Source organism: Microvirga ossetica (genome assembly GCF_002741015.1).
Lineage (GTDB): Bacteria > Pseudomonadota > Alphaproteobacteria > Rhizobiales > Beijerinckiaceae > Microvirga > Microvirga ossetica.
In genome coordinates, this window is record NZ_CP016619.1 from 138,362 (window position 1) to 152,467 (window position 14,106).

Annotated in this window: 14 protein-coding genes; 3 read left to right on the forward strand and 11 right to left on the reverse strand. The window is 58.1% G+C overall.

The annotated features are described in order from the left end of the window. Window positions 1-187: 187 nt before the first annotated feature. The 3 genes from BB934_RS38535 to BB934_RS38545 all read right to left on the reverse strand — a co-directional run bounded on the left by BB934_RS38535 (window position 188) and on the right by BB934_RS38545 (window position 2,277). The gene (locus BB934_RS38535) at window positions 188-886 is read right to left on the reverse strand and encodes an IS6 family transposase (RefSeq protein WP_099514983.1); all 699 of its coding nucleotides are present in this window, start codon (window positions 884-886) and stop codon (window positions 188-190) included. 157 nt (window positions 887-1,043) lie between these two features. After that, window positions 1,044-1,496, reverse strand: a complete 453-nt coding sequence (locus BB934_RS38540) for a nuclear transport factor 2 family protein (protein ID WP_099514984.1) — start codon at window positions 1,494-1,496, stop codon at window positions 1,044-1,046. Beyond that, on the reverse strand, window positions 1,486-2,277 hold the full coding sequence (locus BB934_RS38545) for an RraA family protein (protein ID WP_099514985.1): 792 nt from the start codon (window positions 2,275-2,277) through the stop codon (window positions 1,486-1,488). Before BB934_RS38545 ends, BB934_RS38540 begins: the two co-directional genes overlap by 11 nt. Between BB934_RS38545 and BB934_RS38550 the strand changes: the two genes are divergently transcribed. Beyond that, window positions 2,261-4,123 carry an IclR family transcriptional regulator domain-containing protein gene (locus BB934_RS38550; RefSeq protein WP_099514986.1) on the forward strand — a complete coding sequence of 621 codons (1,863 nt, stop codon included), beginning with the start codon at window positions 2,261-2,263 and terminating at the stop codon, window positions 4,121-4,123. The genes BB934_RS38545 and BB934_RS38550 overlap by 17 nt on opposite strands. Before the next feature lie 127 nt (window positions 4,124-4,250). Here BB934_RS38550 and BB934_RS51290 read toward each other — a convergent pair whose 3' ends face one another. The 7 genes from BB934_RS51290 to BB934_RS38585 all read right to left on the reverse strand — a co-directional run bounded on the left by BB934_RS51290 (window position 4,251) and on the right by BB934_RS38585 (window position 10,178). Beyond that, the gene (locus BB934_RS51290) at window positions 4,251-4,832 is read right to left on the reverse strand and encodes an aldose epimerase family protein (RefSeq protein WP_099514987.1); all 582 of its coding nucleotides are present in this window, start codon (window positions 4,830-4,832) and stop codon (window positions 4,251-4,253) included. A 489-nt stretch (window positions 4,833-5,321) separates the two neighbouring features. Continuing rightward, window positions 5,322-5,972: an IS630 family transposase gene (locus BB934_RS38560; protein WP_237050355.1), complete on the reverse strand. Its 651-nt coding sequence runs from the start codon at window positions 5,970-5,972 to the stop codon at window positions 5,322-5,324. Beyond that, the gene (locus BB934_RS38565) at window positions 5,861-6,283 is read right to left on the reverse strand and encodes a helix-turn-helix domain-containing protein (protein WP_099510510.1); all 423 of its coding nucleotides are present in this window, start codon (window positions 6,281-6,283) and stop codon (window positions 5,861-5,863) included. Before BB934_RS38565 ends, BB934_RS38560 begins: the two co-directional genes overlap by 112 nt. Window positions 6,284-6,460: 177 nt before the next feature. Continuing rightward, on the reverse strand, window positions 6,461-7,228 hold the full coding sequence (locus tag BB934_RS38570) for a cupin domain-containing protein (RefSeq protein ID WP_099514988.1): 768 nt from the start codon (window positions 7,226-7,228) through the stop codon (window positions 6,461-6,463). 48 nt (window positions 7,229-7,276) lie between these two features. Further along, window positions 7,277-8,560 carry a TRAP transporter large permease gene (locus BB934_RS38575; RefSeq protein WP_099514989.1) on the reverse strand — a complete coding sequence of 428 codons (1,284 nt, stop codon included), beginning with the start codon at window positions 8,558-8,560 and terminating at the stop codon, window positions 7,277-7,279. After that, window positions 8,551-9,039 (reverse strand): TRAP transporter small permease, encoded by a 489-nt coding sequence (locus tag BB934_RS38580; RefSeq protein WP_418294836.1) that lies wholly within the window; start codon window positions 9,037-9,039, stop codon window positions 8,551-8,553. Before BB934_RS38580 ends, BB934_RS38575 begins: the two co-directional genes overlap by 10 nt. A gap of 167 nt (window positions 9,040-9,206) precedes the next feature. Next, window positions 9,207-10,178, reverse strand: coding sequence for a TRAP transporter substrate-binding protein (locus BB934_RS38585; RefSeq protein WP_099514991.1), 972 nt, complete (start codon window positions 10,176-10,178; stop codon window positions 9,207-9,209). Window positions 10,179-10,859: 681 nt separating this feature from the next. On the opposite strand from BB934_RS38585, the gene BB934_RS38590 reads away from it, so the two are divergent. Beyond that, a complete protein-coding gene (locus tag BB934_RS38590) occupies window positions 10,860-11,651 on the forward strand; it encodes an NAD-dependent epimerase/dehydratase family protein (RefSeq protein WP_099514992.1) in 792 nt (263 codons plus the stop codon). Window positions 11,652-11,658: 7 nt separating this feature from the next. Next, window positions 11,659-12,750: a mandelate racemase/muconate lactonizing enzyme family protein gene (locus BB934_RS38595; RefSeq protein ID WP_099514993.1), complete on the forward strand. Its 1,092-nt coding sequence runs from the start codon at window positions 11,659-11,661 to the stop codon at window positions 12,748-12,750. Between the two features lie 371 nt (window positions 12,751-13,121). Here BB934_RS38595 and BB934_RS38600 read toward each other — a convergent pair whose 3' ends face one another. Next, window positions 13,122-14,093, reverse strand: a complete 972-nt coding sequence (locus BB934_RS38600; RefSeq protein ID WP_099514994.1) for an aldose 1-epimerase family protein — start codon at window positions 14,091-14,093, stop codon at window positions 13,122-13,124. Window positions 14,094-14,106: the final 13 nt, after the last annotated feature.

Genomic DNA, 14,106 nt, shown 5'->3' on the forward strand with positions numbered 1-14,106 from the left:
CCTAATGGTTTGGTAGCGGAACGTTGTCGGAATCAGGTGCGTTGCGCGATTGAGGAGTACACTTGGCGCTTTGACGGCCTGCGATGCCGAGCCGAAGCTGGCCAACCCACGCGCGAAGCCGCAAGATCCAGGGTTCTGTCGCAAATCTGGAACAGGAACGAGAAAGTAGCAATGTATCGTGTGGCACTCATGCGGCGAGCAGGTGAAACTGCTCGGCGAGAGATAGCTGCCGATTGCAGGCATATTTCGCCTGCTGTTTGCGCAGCATGTGGATCAACTCGACGCCACCCAAGATCACGCGGGCACTGTCAACCGACTTGAAGCCGAGCATCGATCGCACGCGGCATTTGACGGCGCGGTGATCCTGCTCGATGCAGTTATTGAGGTATTGACTCTGCCGGATCCTAATCGGCTTGAGCTTGCGCCTTGAACGGTCCTGCAGTCGGCTCTCGGCATCACACGACAGGATGGCTTCGCGATTGGTCTGGCTGCCGTCGATGACGATCCGCTCAGGCCGGCCATGCCGCTTGAGCGCCTTGCGCAGGAACCGTTTGGCAGCCGGCAAGTTTCGCCGCTCACTGAACGAGAACTCAACCGTGTCGCCGTTGCTGTCGATAGCCCGGTAAAGGTACATCCAGCGACCTCTCACCTTAATGTATGTCTCGTCGACGTGCCACTTTCCGGTAACGGCTCGCTTGCGTGCATTGAAGCGCTTCAGAAGTTCGGGCGAGTACCGGACAACCCATCTGTGAATGGTTGCGTGGTCGACCGAGACGCCGCGCTCTGCCATCATCTCCTCGAGATTGCGCAGGCTGAGATTATAGGCCAGATACCACCGGATGCAGAGCAGGATCACTGATCGATCAAAGTGCCTGCCCTTGAACACCTATTCCTCCGCCACTAAGACCTCCATTCCAGTAGCTGAAACTGTGAAACAAAAGGTTTGCGACAGAACCGTTCGAATGGGTTCGTTGTGACCGTTCCAAGTTAATGCAACGGAGCCAATTTTTGGGGCCCGAACAGCGCTCACTTGGGCAGACCCGTCATGGCGAAGTTAGATGATAGCCTCGTCCTGCATAGTCGAATTCTGCTAACTCCGAAACAGGAACGGATGAGTCGGACGGCGAGGCGTAGTATGCGCGAATCTCTTTAACTAGGCCGGTGCCGGTGTCGAAGACGTACCACTCGTCCCCGCGTAGCGCAGTGCCGGCCTTGTTCTTCCAGTGTGTCCACTCGATTACAGCCTCGGGGGCTGTCGACGAGCAAAGAACCTTCTCAATAGTCCACTGTGATCCAAGATTCTCAACGCACCAGATCCACTTGCGAGCAATCACATCTGCACCACGCCAAGGAATCTCGGGTAGCCCCGGCGGGAAGTAGTGGACCGCATCCGGCGTGAAGCAGGACGTGAGGCCCTCATAATCAGCGGCATTGCAAGCGGCAAAGTAGCGTCGGATCAGCGCCTCCATGGAGGCAGGAGTTATCTCAACGGACATTGGCGGCCTCGGCGCGGATATGGACGGCATCCTCCGGACACGCACCGGCGCGCTGCCAGGCCTCGAAGTCTGCCCGGACCTGCGGGGTTGGCGGGTAGACGCCGTAAAGGGGCTCGCCAGCGCCGATTCTGTAGGAGAGGTACTTTTCGAGCTGATCCCGACGCTCACACAGATCGGCCATCTCGGCCGCGAGGTGGCGCGGGATCACCGTGATGCCATCACCGTCACCGACAATGATGTCGCCGGGATAGACCGCCACATCCGCACAGCTGATAGGCACCTGCAGATCGGCGACATGGTGGTAGGAGAGGCGCGTCGAGGCCGTGACCTGCCTGCCATAGGCGGGGAAGTCGAGGTCAGCCAGTTCCTGGCCATCTCGGAACGAACCATCCGTGACGATCGCGGCTGCTCCACGCACCTTCATTCGGGTCGGCAGCATAGCGCCTGCTGAGGCGGCGCGAGGGTCGTTGCGGCTGTCGATGACGAGGACCTGCCCTTCGCCAATGTTCTCCACGGCCTCCCACTGCAAGTTCATCGGGTTGGGGTACGGCGTGAGCGTCTCAATGGTATCGATGTCCTCGCGAGCTGCGATCATCCGCATTGTGAACGCTTCGCCCGCAAACTTGACCGCATTTGGGTTCATCGGCCGCAGGCCGACAAGGAAGCACTGACGCAGGCCTTTCTTGAACAGTTCGGTCGTCAACGAGCCGCTGGAGACATTCTTCAATCGCCCGATCACTTCTCGAGATACCGGGATCTCGTGTTTGAGCTGGTATTTCATTGAGCTCTTCTTCCTTAGGGTTGAAAGCGACTTCCGGACCTGCCTCGAAATTCACTCGATTATCTCGTTGATATCCATTATGCGGCTCGGTGAAAGTGCATTTTGTAAGTCGGTCCGGAGCGGGTCTCACAATATGGTCAAAAGCCCAGAACCAACGGATGCCATGGATGCCACTTGGAATGGTCATGAACTGCCTTCACGACGCCCTGTTCCCGGGGCCGCCCTTATCGGCAAAGCATTTCGCCTGATAGATGTGATCGGCTCTGCACCAGGCCTTGTAACGGTACCCGAGCTAGTCAAAGCGACGGGCTGGCCGCGCCCGACGCTCTATCGCATCCTGGCTGCCATTACGGCGCATGGCTTCGTGCGTTTCGATCCAGTGGCTCAGGGCTACACTTTAGGATACAAGTTCCTGGAGCTCGCTCAAAATGTCTGGGCCGCGCCGGATCTTGTCTCCATCGCCAGCATCGAATTGCAGCGCCTGCGCAACATGACAGGCGAAACCGCTTACCTGGCGGTGCCGAGTGACGATGCAATGGTAGGCCTGGGCAAGTTCGAGGGTCTGCATGCCGTAAGATCAGCTGCCCAACTTGGCATCCGTAAGCCCATGCACTGCACCAGCCAAGGCAAGGCGGTCCTGGCCCACCTCTCTGAGGCGGAAGTGGACCGGCTGCTCGGCAGGAGTGCACTTCAGAGATTCACGGCGAACACGATGACCGACCCAACCCTCTTGAAGGCCCAGCTCAGTATCGTGCGACAGCGTGGCTATTCCGTCGAGGACGAGGAAATCATCGTCGGGAACCGTTGTGTTGGCGCACCCATACTGGACAGTCGCGGCCGGCCGGTGGCCGCTATCAGCGTTGCAGGCCCAGCTTGGCGGCTGACACGAGAACGCGTCGAGCAGCTTGGCCCTGAGATTGCTTCTGTTGCGCGTAACATCAGCCTGCAGCTCCCGAACTCCACCGAGGCTCCAGTTTCGAACCCCAACAATCCTTTGGTCTATCCAGCCGGTCGGGAAGCCACGTTTTATGGCGCAGACCCTTCTTGGGACCCACGCCGAGGCGTGCTGCACTGGGTCGATCGTCTAGGTCCGTTGGTTTTTGAAACGGCTGAGGCTGCTTCGCGCGCATTCCAGCCTAAGCCCGAGGCTCCAATCGATGCCGCTTCGTTTCGAGACGGGACAATGCTTGTGATCCTGGCGAACAGGCAACTGAAAATCAAGGACGGCACTTGCATTGCAAGCCAATCTTTGAATGTCGAGACGCAAATTATGGCGCTCACGGCAGGGACGGACGGCCAATTTTGGGCAGCCGGTGTTGACGCTGCAGGCAGCCGGATCGGATCCGTGACGAAGGCTGGCCAAATCGAGCCGATCTGGACAGTGGCGGCCCAGGTTCAGGCGTTGGCCTGGGCCCCGAATGGCAGAACCTTGTATGGGGCCGATCCGTCGAAGGGGACAATCTATGCTCTTCAGACGGGCAATCGTACCCCAAAGATCCTCAGCCGAATTCCCCGCGTATCTGGGGAACCGCGTGGACTTGCGGTCGATGCTTCGGGCAGATTGTGGGTGGCGCTTTACGACGGCTGGAGTATTGTCCGCTTGTCACCCGAGGGCGAGTTCGACCGCGTTTTGGGTCTCCCAGTTCCAAGACCGACCGGCATTGCCTTCGGCGGCCCGGACGGGCAGAGCATCTTCATCACAACAGCGCGGGGAGGCCTGACACGAGACATGCTTGACAATGCACCGCTCTCCGGCCGGCTTCTCGTCGCTCGGCCTGGGTCTGCGTCGCAGCATCTGAACGCTGAGACCTCACAGTCTAGCGCGGGTACCAAGGCACGAACCTGAGTGCCGGCTAGGTTCATGTCCCTCCGTCCAATCAGTTCGTCGGGCGACTAGGTACAGGGAAGCCTTGTCGTTTAGCATCGTGCCATATGTCACCGGAGCACCCTTTGGTGTCGTGCTTTGTGCCAAGTCAGTGCGTGGTAATCCGGACCTCGATCCATCCGCTGGCGCTCTCTCCCGGCTTCAAGAAACGCACTCCGGTCTGATCCCATTCCCTCTCTGCGGTGTTGAAGGCATTGGCCAAGTGGGTCACTGGCTCAACGCACACATATTGGTTCTGAGGTGCTCGATGGATCACGAGGTGCGACATACAGGTGCTGGCGGTAATGCTGAGCGCAGCCGCCTCACCACGGTCGATGTCAACCCGCGTCCAGTCAGCGAGATAAGCTGTGCGAGAATCCTGAAGGGGATCTGCTCCGTTCAAGGCAACGCGCGAGCCTGTGGGAAGATACTCGCCATCATGCGGCCACCACCATCTAGCGGCGTGCAGAACCCGATAGTCCGGCCGCCAGGCGAGATAAGGGTGCCACCCGAGGCCAAAGGGAAATGGCTCCATATCCAGATTGGTGATTCCGACCGTCACACGCAGAGCACTCGGCGATAAGCAAAACTCTTGCCATGCGCGGAAGCGCCACGGCCAGTCTTCGCACGGTTCCGATGTCGCCCATAGGGTCGCCATTTCTGGCCCAATGCTGTCAGCGGCCCAGGACATGAGGTGAGCATGACCGTGACGACTGTGCGGCCATGCATCTGGATGCGGGCAATCCGGAGAATCCTCCCTCGGCTCCTCAACTCGCCATTTACTAGCCGGTTCGAGTAGGGGATTAGTGGGTATGCACCAGCTTTTGCCCAGCGGCGCGGTTCGCTCGGCCACTCCTCAAGCGGGACGATTACATCGTCTGGTGCTCCCGTGTCGAACGATCTGAACGAGACAAGTCGCCCAATTCGCGGCGCAAGCGCCGCTTCAAGATATCCAGATTGGAGACAAACAAGTCCTGAGAATGGCGAATGAGGATCTCCTTCGGCTGCAGGCATGTTCAGGCCGCTCCTGTTCCAAACGGTCGAACGTCCACTCTCGGGTCGAAACAGGAGCAGAAAGTTGCTCGTGCGTTTGGAGGTGCCAGTTCAGAATAGAACGGCCAATGATACTGTTGATGCTCTCGAGACGCTCTACAGAGCTCGCACTAAAGCGCTTTTGGGATCAGTGTAGGGCATAGCCGGCATGCCTGATCCAGCCTCGGGCATCCTTTGCGGTGATGGTGTCGAGGGCGGGTTTGAGTTCCGCTTCCAAAGCTTCAAGAGTGCGAGGCGCTTTCGCCTTGAGCCGCTCTTTCATCTTGGCCCAGGCGGGCTCGATCGGGTTGAACTCCGGGGAATAGCGCGGCAGGTACAAAAGCCCGATCCCGGCCTGCGCGAGCAGGTCTCGCACTTCTGTGGCCCGATGCGGGCGCAGGTTGTCCAACACCAGAATGGCATCCGGCTTGGTGCGTTTGAGGGCCGGTACCAGGATTTGCTCGAGATAGGCCAAAAGCACGGAGGTCGAGGTCGAGGCCTCGATGCTCATCGTAGCGACCAGGCCCTCACAGGCGAGTGCGCCCAAGACCGTCAGCCGCTGCCACGAGCCGAGCGGGATGGAGCCATAGGCGCGTTGCCCACGTGGCGCTCGCGCATGAGTGCGGGCCATCTTGGTCGTCACTCCGCTCTCATCGAGGAACACCAGGCGTTCCACGGGAAGCTCGCTCATCTGCTGGCGATAGGCCTCGCGCTCGGCGGCAATCTCGGGCCGCTCCTGCTCGGCCGCCCGAAGGGTCTTTTTTTCGGACGCAGCTTGAGCCGCTTGAGCGCCTCGCAGATCACCGCCAGACACACCGTCACGCCCGTTCGCTCGGCCAGGCGCTCGCGGTACTCGCGCAGCAGCGCGTCATTGTCTTCGGCCACGAGCTGACGCAGCACCTCCAGAGCTGCTGCATCCAGGCGCGAGGGCACGCCGCCGCTGTGCGGCTTGGGACAGCGTCGGCCCTCCTCGCGCTCTTGGCGGCGCCAGTTCGAGACGGTGGCGGGGCAGACCTGGAAGCGGCGGGCAATCTCAACCTGAGGAAGGTCGCCACGCGCACAGGCGACAAGAACACGCTCACGCAGATCAGGAGAATAGGGCTGGGGCATGGTTTGCCTCCCGGGCCATATCCCAGTCAACGCACAGACCACCCGAAGCGATTCAAGTCCAGATCAAAAGCGCTTTAGCTGCAAAAGCATCTAGCTTACGACGGCCATAAAGCAGCGAAGGGCGATCGAGAGTACACCGACTCCGTCCGCTTGTGCCAAGGCCTGCCGACGCCGGACCTAAACAGTGTCGGATAGTGTGCGCCGCTCGACATCCTTATGAACATCGACGATGTAGTCCATCCCTTTTGTTTCAGAGAAGAAATCCAGCCAGAGATAGTGCATCCGGTGGCCTGGCGGCACGTCAACCCCATGGTCTGAGCCCAGCGGAATATGGAGCAACGTGTTCCCCTTCATGCGATGGCGCTCACCATCGATCAAGAGAATGATGTCGTTCTCAGCCAAGCTGAAGAACAGCTGGTCCAGCATTGGGTGAGCATGGGGCTCAATTCGGTCAGGTCCAATGGACTCCACCGACCCCATGCAGAAGCGGGGGAGCAGGTGCGGCGGGATGATCGTTCGGCTGATCGTCTTCTCGCTCTTGAAGTAATCGCGATACTGATCGCAATCGGAATAGATTTGGACATAGGGAAAGCTTCCAACAGAGGGCAACAAACCCTCGACTTCACCGTTGGCCAGCTGCCAGCGGATTTCGAGAAGTTCGCATCTGTCATCGACAGCTATAAGCAAGCCCTCGCGGGGATCGGGAACAAGACACATCCGCTCGCTAAATCTCAGTTTGGCGGCGCCATGAGAAAAAGAGGCGTCCCCGCTGATGAGGAAGAACACGCGCAGCACGTGGAGATCCGCAATGGAAGTTAGAGCAGCGCCCTCAAGCAGTGAATGATGAACGACTGTCGCGCCCTGGATCTCCCCTTCGAGAAGCGTCCGCGAAGAGGTATTGGCGTAAAGGCTCGGCTCGATCTGTTCTTGCGCGATCTTGTTCAAGAGTTTCTCCTGCTATTTTTGGATTAAGCGGTGCTGTTCCGGTTGGTCCTAAGGCATAAACAGGCGGGGCAGGGTCATGGAGAACGCCGGCACGTATGTGACGAGCATCAACGCCACCACCAATGCTGTATAGAAGGGCAAGATCGACCGCATGACATCCATTACCTGCACTCCCCCGATGGCGCAGCCGACAAACTGAGTGGTGCCCACGGGGGGAGTATTGAGACCCAAGGCGCAGTTGATCAGCATCACCATGCCGAACTGGACGGGATGCATGCCGTATTGCATGGCAATCGGAAGGAATATCGGCGTGCAGATCAGGATCGTGCTCGCCATGTCCATGAACGTGCCCAGGACAAAGAGGATCAGGTTGATCATAAGGAAGATCACCCAAGGCTTGTCCGAGATACCTCGCATGAATGTCCCAGCCATATCGGCGACCTCGTAGAGTCCCATCAGGTACTGGAACATTGTGGAGGCGCCGACGAGAAGGAGAATTACTCCTGTTGTCTTCGCAGCGTGGGCTGCGGCTTTCATGAAGCGTTCCCAGGTCATCGTCTTATAGAGGAAGAACGTGAGGACGATGGAGTAGAGAACCGCAATAGAGGCCGACTCGGTTGCCGTGAAGACACCCGAGATGATACCCGCCAGGATGATGACGAGCACAAACAGTCCTGGAGTCGCCGCGGCGAGCGATCGATACATGATGTCCCGGTGCGGCTTCGAAAGCGCCGGATAGCCGCGCCTTCTGGCAACATAATATGCAGCAGCAAGGTTGCAGACGGTCAGAAGGATCGTCGGCAAGACACCAGCCAGAATGAGAGAGCCGATCGACGCTTTCCCGCCCGCTGCCAATGCATAGATGATCAGATTGTGGCTCGTCGGAACCAGTGCCCCCACGAGCGCGGCGTGGGTAGTGACATTCACGGCATAGTCGGCATCATACCCTTCCCGCTTCATCATTGGGATCATCACCGACCCCATGGCCGAGACGTCAGCCACGGGCGACCCGGCAATTCCGCCGAACACAGTACAGGCGACCACGCTTGACATCCCGAGGCCGCCGCGAATGTGGCCGACGGTGTTTCGTGCAGCTGCGACGATCTTGTCCGCTATGCCGCCATGCAGCATGAGCTCTCCGTTGAACACGAAGAACGGAATGGCGAGAAACGAGAAGATGCTCATCCCCGACATCATCTGCTGAAACAGAACGGCCGTCGGAAGCCCCTCGTAGAAGATGGTGCACAGTGCTGACAAGCCAATCGCAAAGGCAACGGGAACTCCGAGAAGCAGGAGGGCGAAGAACGTACCTCCTAAGATGATCAGTGCCATGCTGGAACGACCTCTTTGCCGCGTACGAGCGCGATAATGTGTTCGATGGAAAACAGGACGATGAGCGCGCCTGAGATCACGAAGGGGATGTAGCGGACCCCTTCCGACAGGCCGAGGTTGGGGATCTTGTAGTCCATCACCGATAATCCCAGAATTGTGCCGTTATAGACCATTGCGAGCCCGAACAGGCCAACGAGAGTATGGATGACGATTTCGGCTCGCTCCCTGATCCGCGTCGGAGCAAGGACCAGCAGGGACTCCATGCCAATATGTCCTGCGTCGCGCACACCGACCGCGGCGGCAATCAGCGTCACCCAGAGGACCAGGACAAGTGCAAGGCCTTCTGCCCAAGTCGGCGGATTGTTTAGGACATAACGGCCAAACACCTGATAAGCGATCGTCGCAATGATCAGGAAGAGACCAGCGACGGCCAGACACATCCCGTATCGGGCCACCGTGCGATTGAAGCTGGTTAGCAGGCCGGTAAGGGGCTGCTCCGAAGCCGAATGCGCATGGACAATATCCTCGACATGAGGATCGAGACTGTTGTCGGAGATCACGCTGCCCCTCTCAGAAATGATTGAAAGCCCGAGCTCAAGTACATCGAGGCGGCGCGCGTGAGGGCGCCGCCTCTCATCCATCTGGTCTAATTTACAGCCTGAACGCGCTCGATCAGGCTCTTCAGCTCAGGGGTGGTCGCGAATTTCGAATAGATTGGCGTCACCGCATTCGCGAAGTCCTGCTTGTTATCGACTGGCACGATCTGACTTCCCGCAGCCTCAACGGTTTTTCTCGAGGCCTCAGCCCGCTTCGCCAGGACCTCGCGAAGATACGGCACGGAGTCTTTGGCCGCCTGACGGATCAGCTTCTGATCCTCGGACGTCAAGCCATCCCAGATTTTCTTGGAGAACACCACGACGGAGGGAACGAGCGTGTGCTCAGTCAGAGTATAGTACTTTGCCGCCTCGAAATGACGTGAGCTCTCGTAGGACTGGACGCTGTTCTCAGCACCGTCAATGATGCCCGTCGTGATCGCAGTGTATACTTCGCCGTATGGCAAGGGGGTGGGGCTGGCGCCAAGCGCGTGAACCATCGCGACGAACATATCGGAGGGCTGAACCCGGATCTTCATACCCTTGAGATCAGCCAAGGTCTTGATTGGCTTTTTCGTGTAGATGGAGCGCGGACCATCCTCGTAGAACGCGAGCCCGACCATGCCCTGCTTTTCCATGGCAGCCAGAATCGCGTCACCGATCGGGCCATCAAGAACCTTCCGCATGTGCTCCTCAGAGCGGAAGATGTAAGGCAACGAAGTGACGATCGTCTCAGGCACGATGTTGTTCAAAGCGGCAGCGCTGAGGCGGAACATGTCGAGACCGCCGATCTTGACCTGCTCGATCGTATCCCGCTCGTTACCGAGGGCAGCATTCGGGAAGACCTTCACTCCCAGCCGACCATTGCTTCGCTCGCTCACCAGCTTCGACATATGCCTGAGTGCTTCCACTGTGGGGTAGTCGCTCGCGGTGTTGTCGGCCACCCGAAAATCCCGGGCCTGTGCAGGAACAGTCATCAGGGCAGCAAAGGCACCAAGAAGTAATGTACAGAGTGCACGACGCATAATTTATCCTCCCAGGGGATACGGCGTTAATTCTTATCGCTGCCACCTCGGCCACGGGCCACGGTGACATCGTAACTTATTCACGTCTTAAGAAATCTTGACTTGACCTTCGCAAGTGACGTCTGGTGCTCATGTGAGCATCAGAGACTTAGCCGAGGCCTCGGAGCCTGCCTATGGGGCGCAGCCTTCTCAAGCTTCCTTTGATCGCGTGAAAAGGCTAGGCACAATACCCGTGTAAGCCAAGCGCCCCGCTCTCGCGCGTCTCATATTATGATAAAGAGGCGGATCTTCCGGCATTGCACAGTAGTGTGACTTTCTGATCCAATATATGAGACAAGGGGCTAGCCTCGCCTGCGAGGGAACTAGCACTGGCGAAGGGTTGGCCTCACGCCTTCAGGAATGTAGAGGGCAGCGAATACGGCGGATCGGGAGGAGGCATGCCGAGGTTCAGCATTACATGCCGCAGGATGAGACGCGTTGCATATCATGGAGCCGAATTTGCCAGCGACCGGTACGGAAATCTACCCCAACAGGCAGCACAAGTAGAGAGATTCCGTCAGCCCCGGCAAGCACCAGCCTATGCGAAAGAAACCAGACGGCGGTGATGGGTCTCGTCAAGATAATTCGGAGTTCGAAACAGCCGGCTCGAACCATAACTCGCTCTAAGAGTGAAAATCAGACATGAAGACAATCCTTCTAACGGGCGCCGCAGGACGAGTCGGATCTGCTCTTCGCCCCTATCTCAGGTCACACTACGCGCTTCGCCTATTCGACCGCACCACGTGCCCGGGCCCTATGGAGAATGAAGAGGTGATTGTCGGCGAACTTTCTGCTCAAGCCGATGTCATGCGTGCAGCGAAAGGAGTTGCGGGAATTGTTCATCTGGCGCGCGTGCATGGCGTTGGCGTCGGTTTTGAGGAGACACTGGACTCAAATTATCGGGCGACTCTCAACCTGCTCGAGGCGGCACACCGGAATAAGGTTGGGCGGTTTGTTTTTGCCAGCAGCCACCATGTGCTCGGCCAGCTCCATCAGGATCGTTCAATCGATGAAAAGGCCGATGTAGCTCCTGACAGCTTTTACGGCTTGAGCAAATCGTTCGGAGAGGCGGCATGCGCTCTTTATGCGCACCGCTATGGTATCAGCACGCTCGTTATTCGGATTGGGAACGCTGATCCAACGGTGTTGGATGAGCGGCGATTGCGGATGTGGGTCAGTCCTCGTGATCTGTCGGAACTCGTCAAGCTGGGGCTCGTGAGCGACCGAATTATCCATGATGTCGTCTATGGCGTTTCGATTTGCCCAAGGCCTTTCTTTCCCAATGAACGTGCCCGAGAACTCGGTTACCGCCCGCAGGATCGCGCAGAAGACCACCTTTCGCCGGACTTCAAGTCATATCCGCATATGAGCGACGCAGACGGCGCGGACTATATCGGAGGGGCGTATGCAGCCTCCCCTCTTCCCATCAGATAGGCGACCGATGAAGATCAGATCGATTCAAACTACCATCATTGAGATCCCATTTATTGACGGTGGCAAAGGAGAGGGTCTCACGCCGACGGCTTGGAGGACCCTCGAGACCGTTCTCGTCCGCATCGAGGATGAGGATGGGTTCATCGGGTGGGGAGAGGGCTTCGGGTATTTCACGGCGGATGCGACCAAAGCCATCATTGAGAGAATGATTGCGCCGCTTCTCATAGGCGAAGTCATCGACGACGTCGCGACCTGGAACGATAAGACACAACGCCGCCTTGCGCTGTTCGGGCGATATGGCATTACGATATTTGCAATCTCCGGCATCGATATTGCGTTGTGGGATCTCAAGGCAAAGCGTGAAGGCAAGCCGTTGTTTCACCTCCTGGGGCAACAGCGCAAGACATCGGTGCCTTACTACGCGAGCCTGGTCCGCTATGGGGATGAGTCCATTGCCGCACGGGTCTCAGGGGAGGCACTGGCATGCGGCTTCAAGGAGCTCAAGCTTCATGAGATCACACTGCCTGAGATCGCGGCGTGCCGGGACGCAGCCGGACCTGACATTCCCATTTCGGTTGACGTAAACTGCAACTGGTCCGAGACGTTTGCACGCGACAGCATCGATCAGTTGATCGACCTGAGAACGAGCTGGTTGGAGGAACCAATCTTTCCGCCAGAGGACTTCGCAGCACTGAAGCGCTTGCGTGGCAGCGGCCTCGCCATTGCAGCAGGCGAGAATTGGGCGACGTCTGTCCAGTTTCAGGCCGCGCTCGACGCGAAGTCCGTCGATTTTGCTCAACCCAGCGTAACTAAAGTCGGCGGTGTCACGGAATTCCTCAAGATTGCAGAGATTTCCGCTCATGCTGGAATCGAGCTCCTGCCCCACTGCCCCTATTTTGGACCTGGCTTCTATGCCTCACTTCATCTCGCGGCTGCTTTGCCCCAGGTTCGCCAGCTCGAGTACCTGTTCGTCACCCCAGAAGCTTGGTTGAGCGATATCAAATCGCTGCAGGCGGGAGGCGATTTCACCATTCCACAGGTGCCGGGCTCTGGTTTCGAGCCAAGTCCTGAGGTTTTGTCTCGGTATGCACGCGCTTGATATCAGCGTCGCGATGAATGTTCGGCTCGAGCCCTCTCTGCCGGGGACTCGTTTGAAGTGCAACGCTTTGGGCTGACAGTAGCGTAATGTTCTCCTTTCATAGAAATCAGGGAAGAGGCGGGGCAACATGCGGAGTAAAGTTCGCGTCCGTCCCTTCAAGAACCTCAACTTTAGTCAGGAATTGCTACAGAGCCCGCCTGCATCCCTACCCTACTGCACAATCGCTGATCGGTCAGCCGTTTTTGTGACCAGACCGAGCCGAGATCTCGATGGGCTCTCCTACATTGGCTTAATTCAAAGCCCAGGTCTGTTTTCCTTGACGATTGCGTGATGGATCTTGATGACAGAACGAGACTAGACATTGTCCAACGTCAGGAACCGAGCCAATCCGGTGTTTCGCACAGGAAAGCCATGCGGATCGTTCGCGTGTAGGACGCTCCCGGCGCAAGCCGGACCATACCCGGCTTATCCAAGAGCTGGCCGGTAAAATCCTTAGGATCACCATAGCCTTGCCAAGGCTCGATGCAGAGGAAGTTCGCCGGGGGCAGCGTCCAGAGGCCGAGGTGGGGCATGTCGCACAGATCGATCCGTACTCCCTCCAAGCCAGGCACCCCGAACCACGCTTTTCTGCTCCTGAGGCGATCAAAGACAATCGCTCCGGCCCTGAAGAGCTCGTCATCAAGATGGATTTCCTGGTGGAAGACGGGGGTCGGATGGACCGGCGGCTCCAGCCCGCAGTCAGATATGCGGCGGACGGGATGATCCTCGTGCCGTTCAAACATGACGACGTGCTTTTCGCGACCCGACGTCCCGCTCGACGGTAGCGGCCATTGGAATCCAGGATGGAAGCCGACGGACGAAGGCATATCGTCATCACCGAGGTTGGTGACCGTCGCCCTTTGGACCAGGCTTGCATCGGACAGTTCGAAGCTCACCTGCAGTCGGAAATCAAACGGGTATGACTCGCGGGTTTGATCGTTTGCCGTATACACGAGCACACAGTGATCCTCCTCATGCGCCTCGACGGCGAACTCGGCATCAGGTGCGAAGCCGTGAATGGTCATCGGATAAGAGGTATCACGGTGGCGCACGATGTTCCCGCCGCACCGTCCAACCACCGGAAACAGCACGGGCGCGCGTCGGGGCCAGGATCCCGGGTCGCCCTGCCATAGCCATTCCCGATGGTCTTTGTCCAGTACGGAGTGGAGCTCGGCACCTTTCGACGATAAGGCGACCCGCAAGTGTTCGCTGATCAAGATGAGACGTTCAGACATCGTGTTGCTTTCGACCTTGTTAGCGGTTCGGAGGCGCTTCAGCACGGTCGCGAACGCATCACCGCGCAAGGGATTCGGTTCA

Excerpts from the sequence above, each read along its gene's own strand:
- BB934_RS38540 (WP_099514984.1), bottom strand. The coding sequence starts at position 1,496 with ATGTCCGTTGAGATAACTCCTGCCTCCATGGAGGCGCTGATCCGACGC.
- BB934_RS38545 (WP_099514985.1), bottom strand. The coding sequence starts at position 2,277 with ATGAAATACCAGCTCAAACACGAGATCCCGGTATCTCGAGAAGTGATC.
- BB934_RS51290 (WP_099514987.1), bottom strand. The coding sequence starts at position 4,832 with ATGTCCTGGGCCGCTGACAGCATTGGGCCAGAAATGGCGACCCTATGG.
- BB934_RS38565 (WP_099510510.1), bottom strand. The coding sequence starts at position 6,283 with ATGCCCCAGCCCTATTCTCCTGATCTGCGTGAGCGTGTTCTTGTCGCC.
- BB934_RS38575 (WP_099514989.1), bottom strand. The coding sequence starts at position 8,560 with ATGGCACTGATCATCTTAGGAGGTACGTTCTTCGCCCTCCTGCTTCTC.
- BB934_RS38585 (WP_099514991.1), bottom strand. The coding sequence starts at position 10,178 with ATGCGTCGTGCACTCTGTACATTACTTCTTGGTGCCTTTGCTGCCCTG.
- BB934_RS38590 (WP_099514992.1), top strand. The coding sequence starts at position 10,860 with ATGAAGACAATCCTTCTAACGGGCGCCGCAGGACGAGTCGGATCTGCT.
- BB934_RS38595 (WP_099514993.1), top strand. The coding sequence starts at position 11,659 with ATGAAGATCAGATCGATTCAAACTACCATCATTGAGATCCCATTTATT.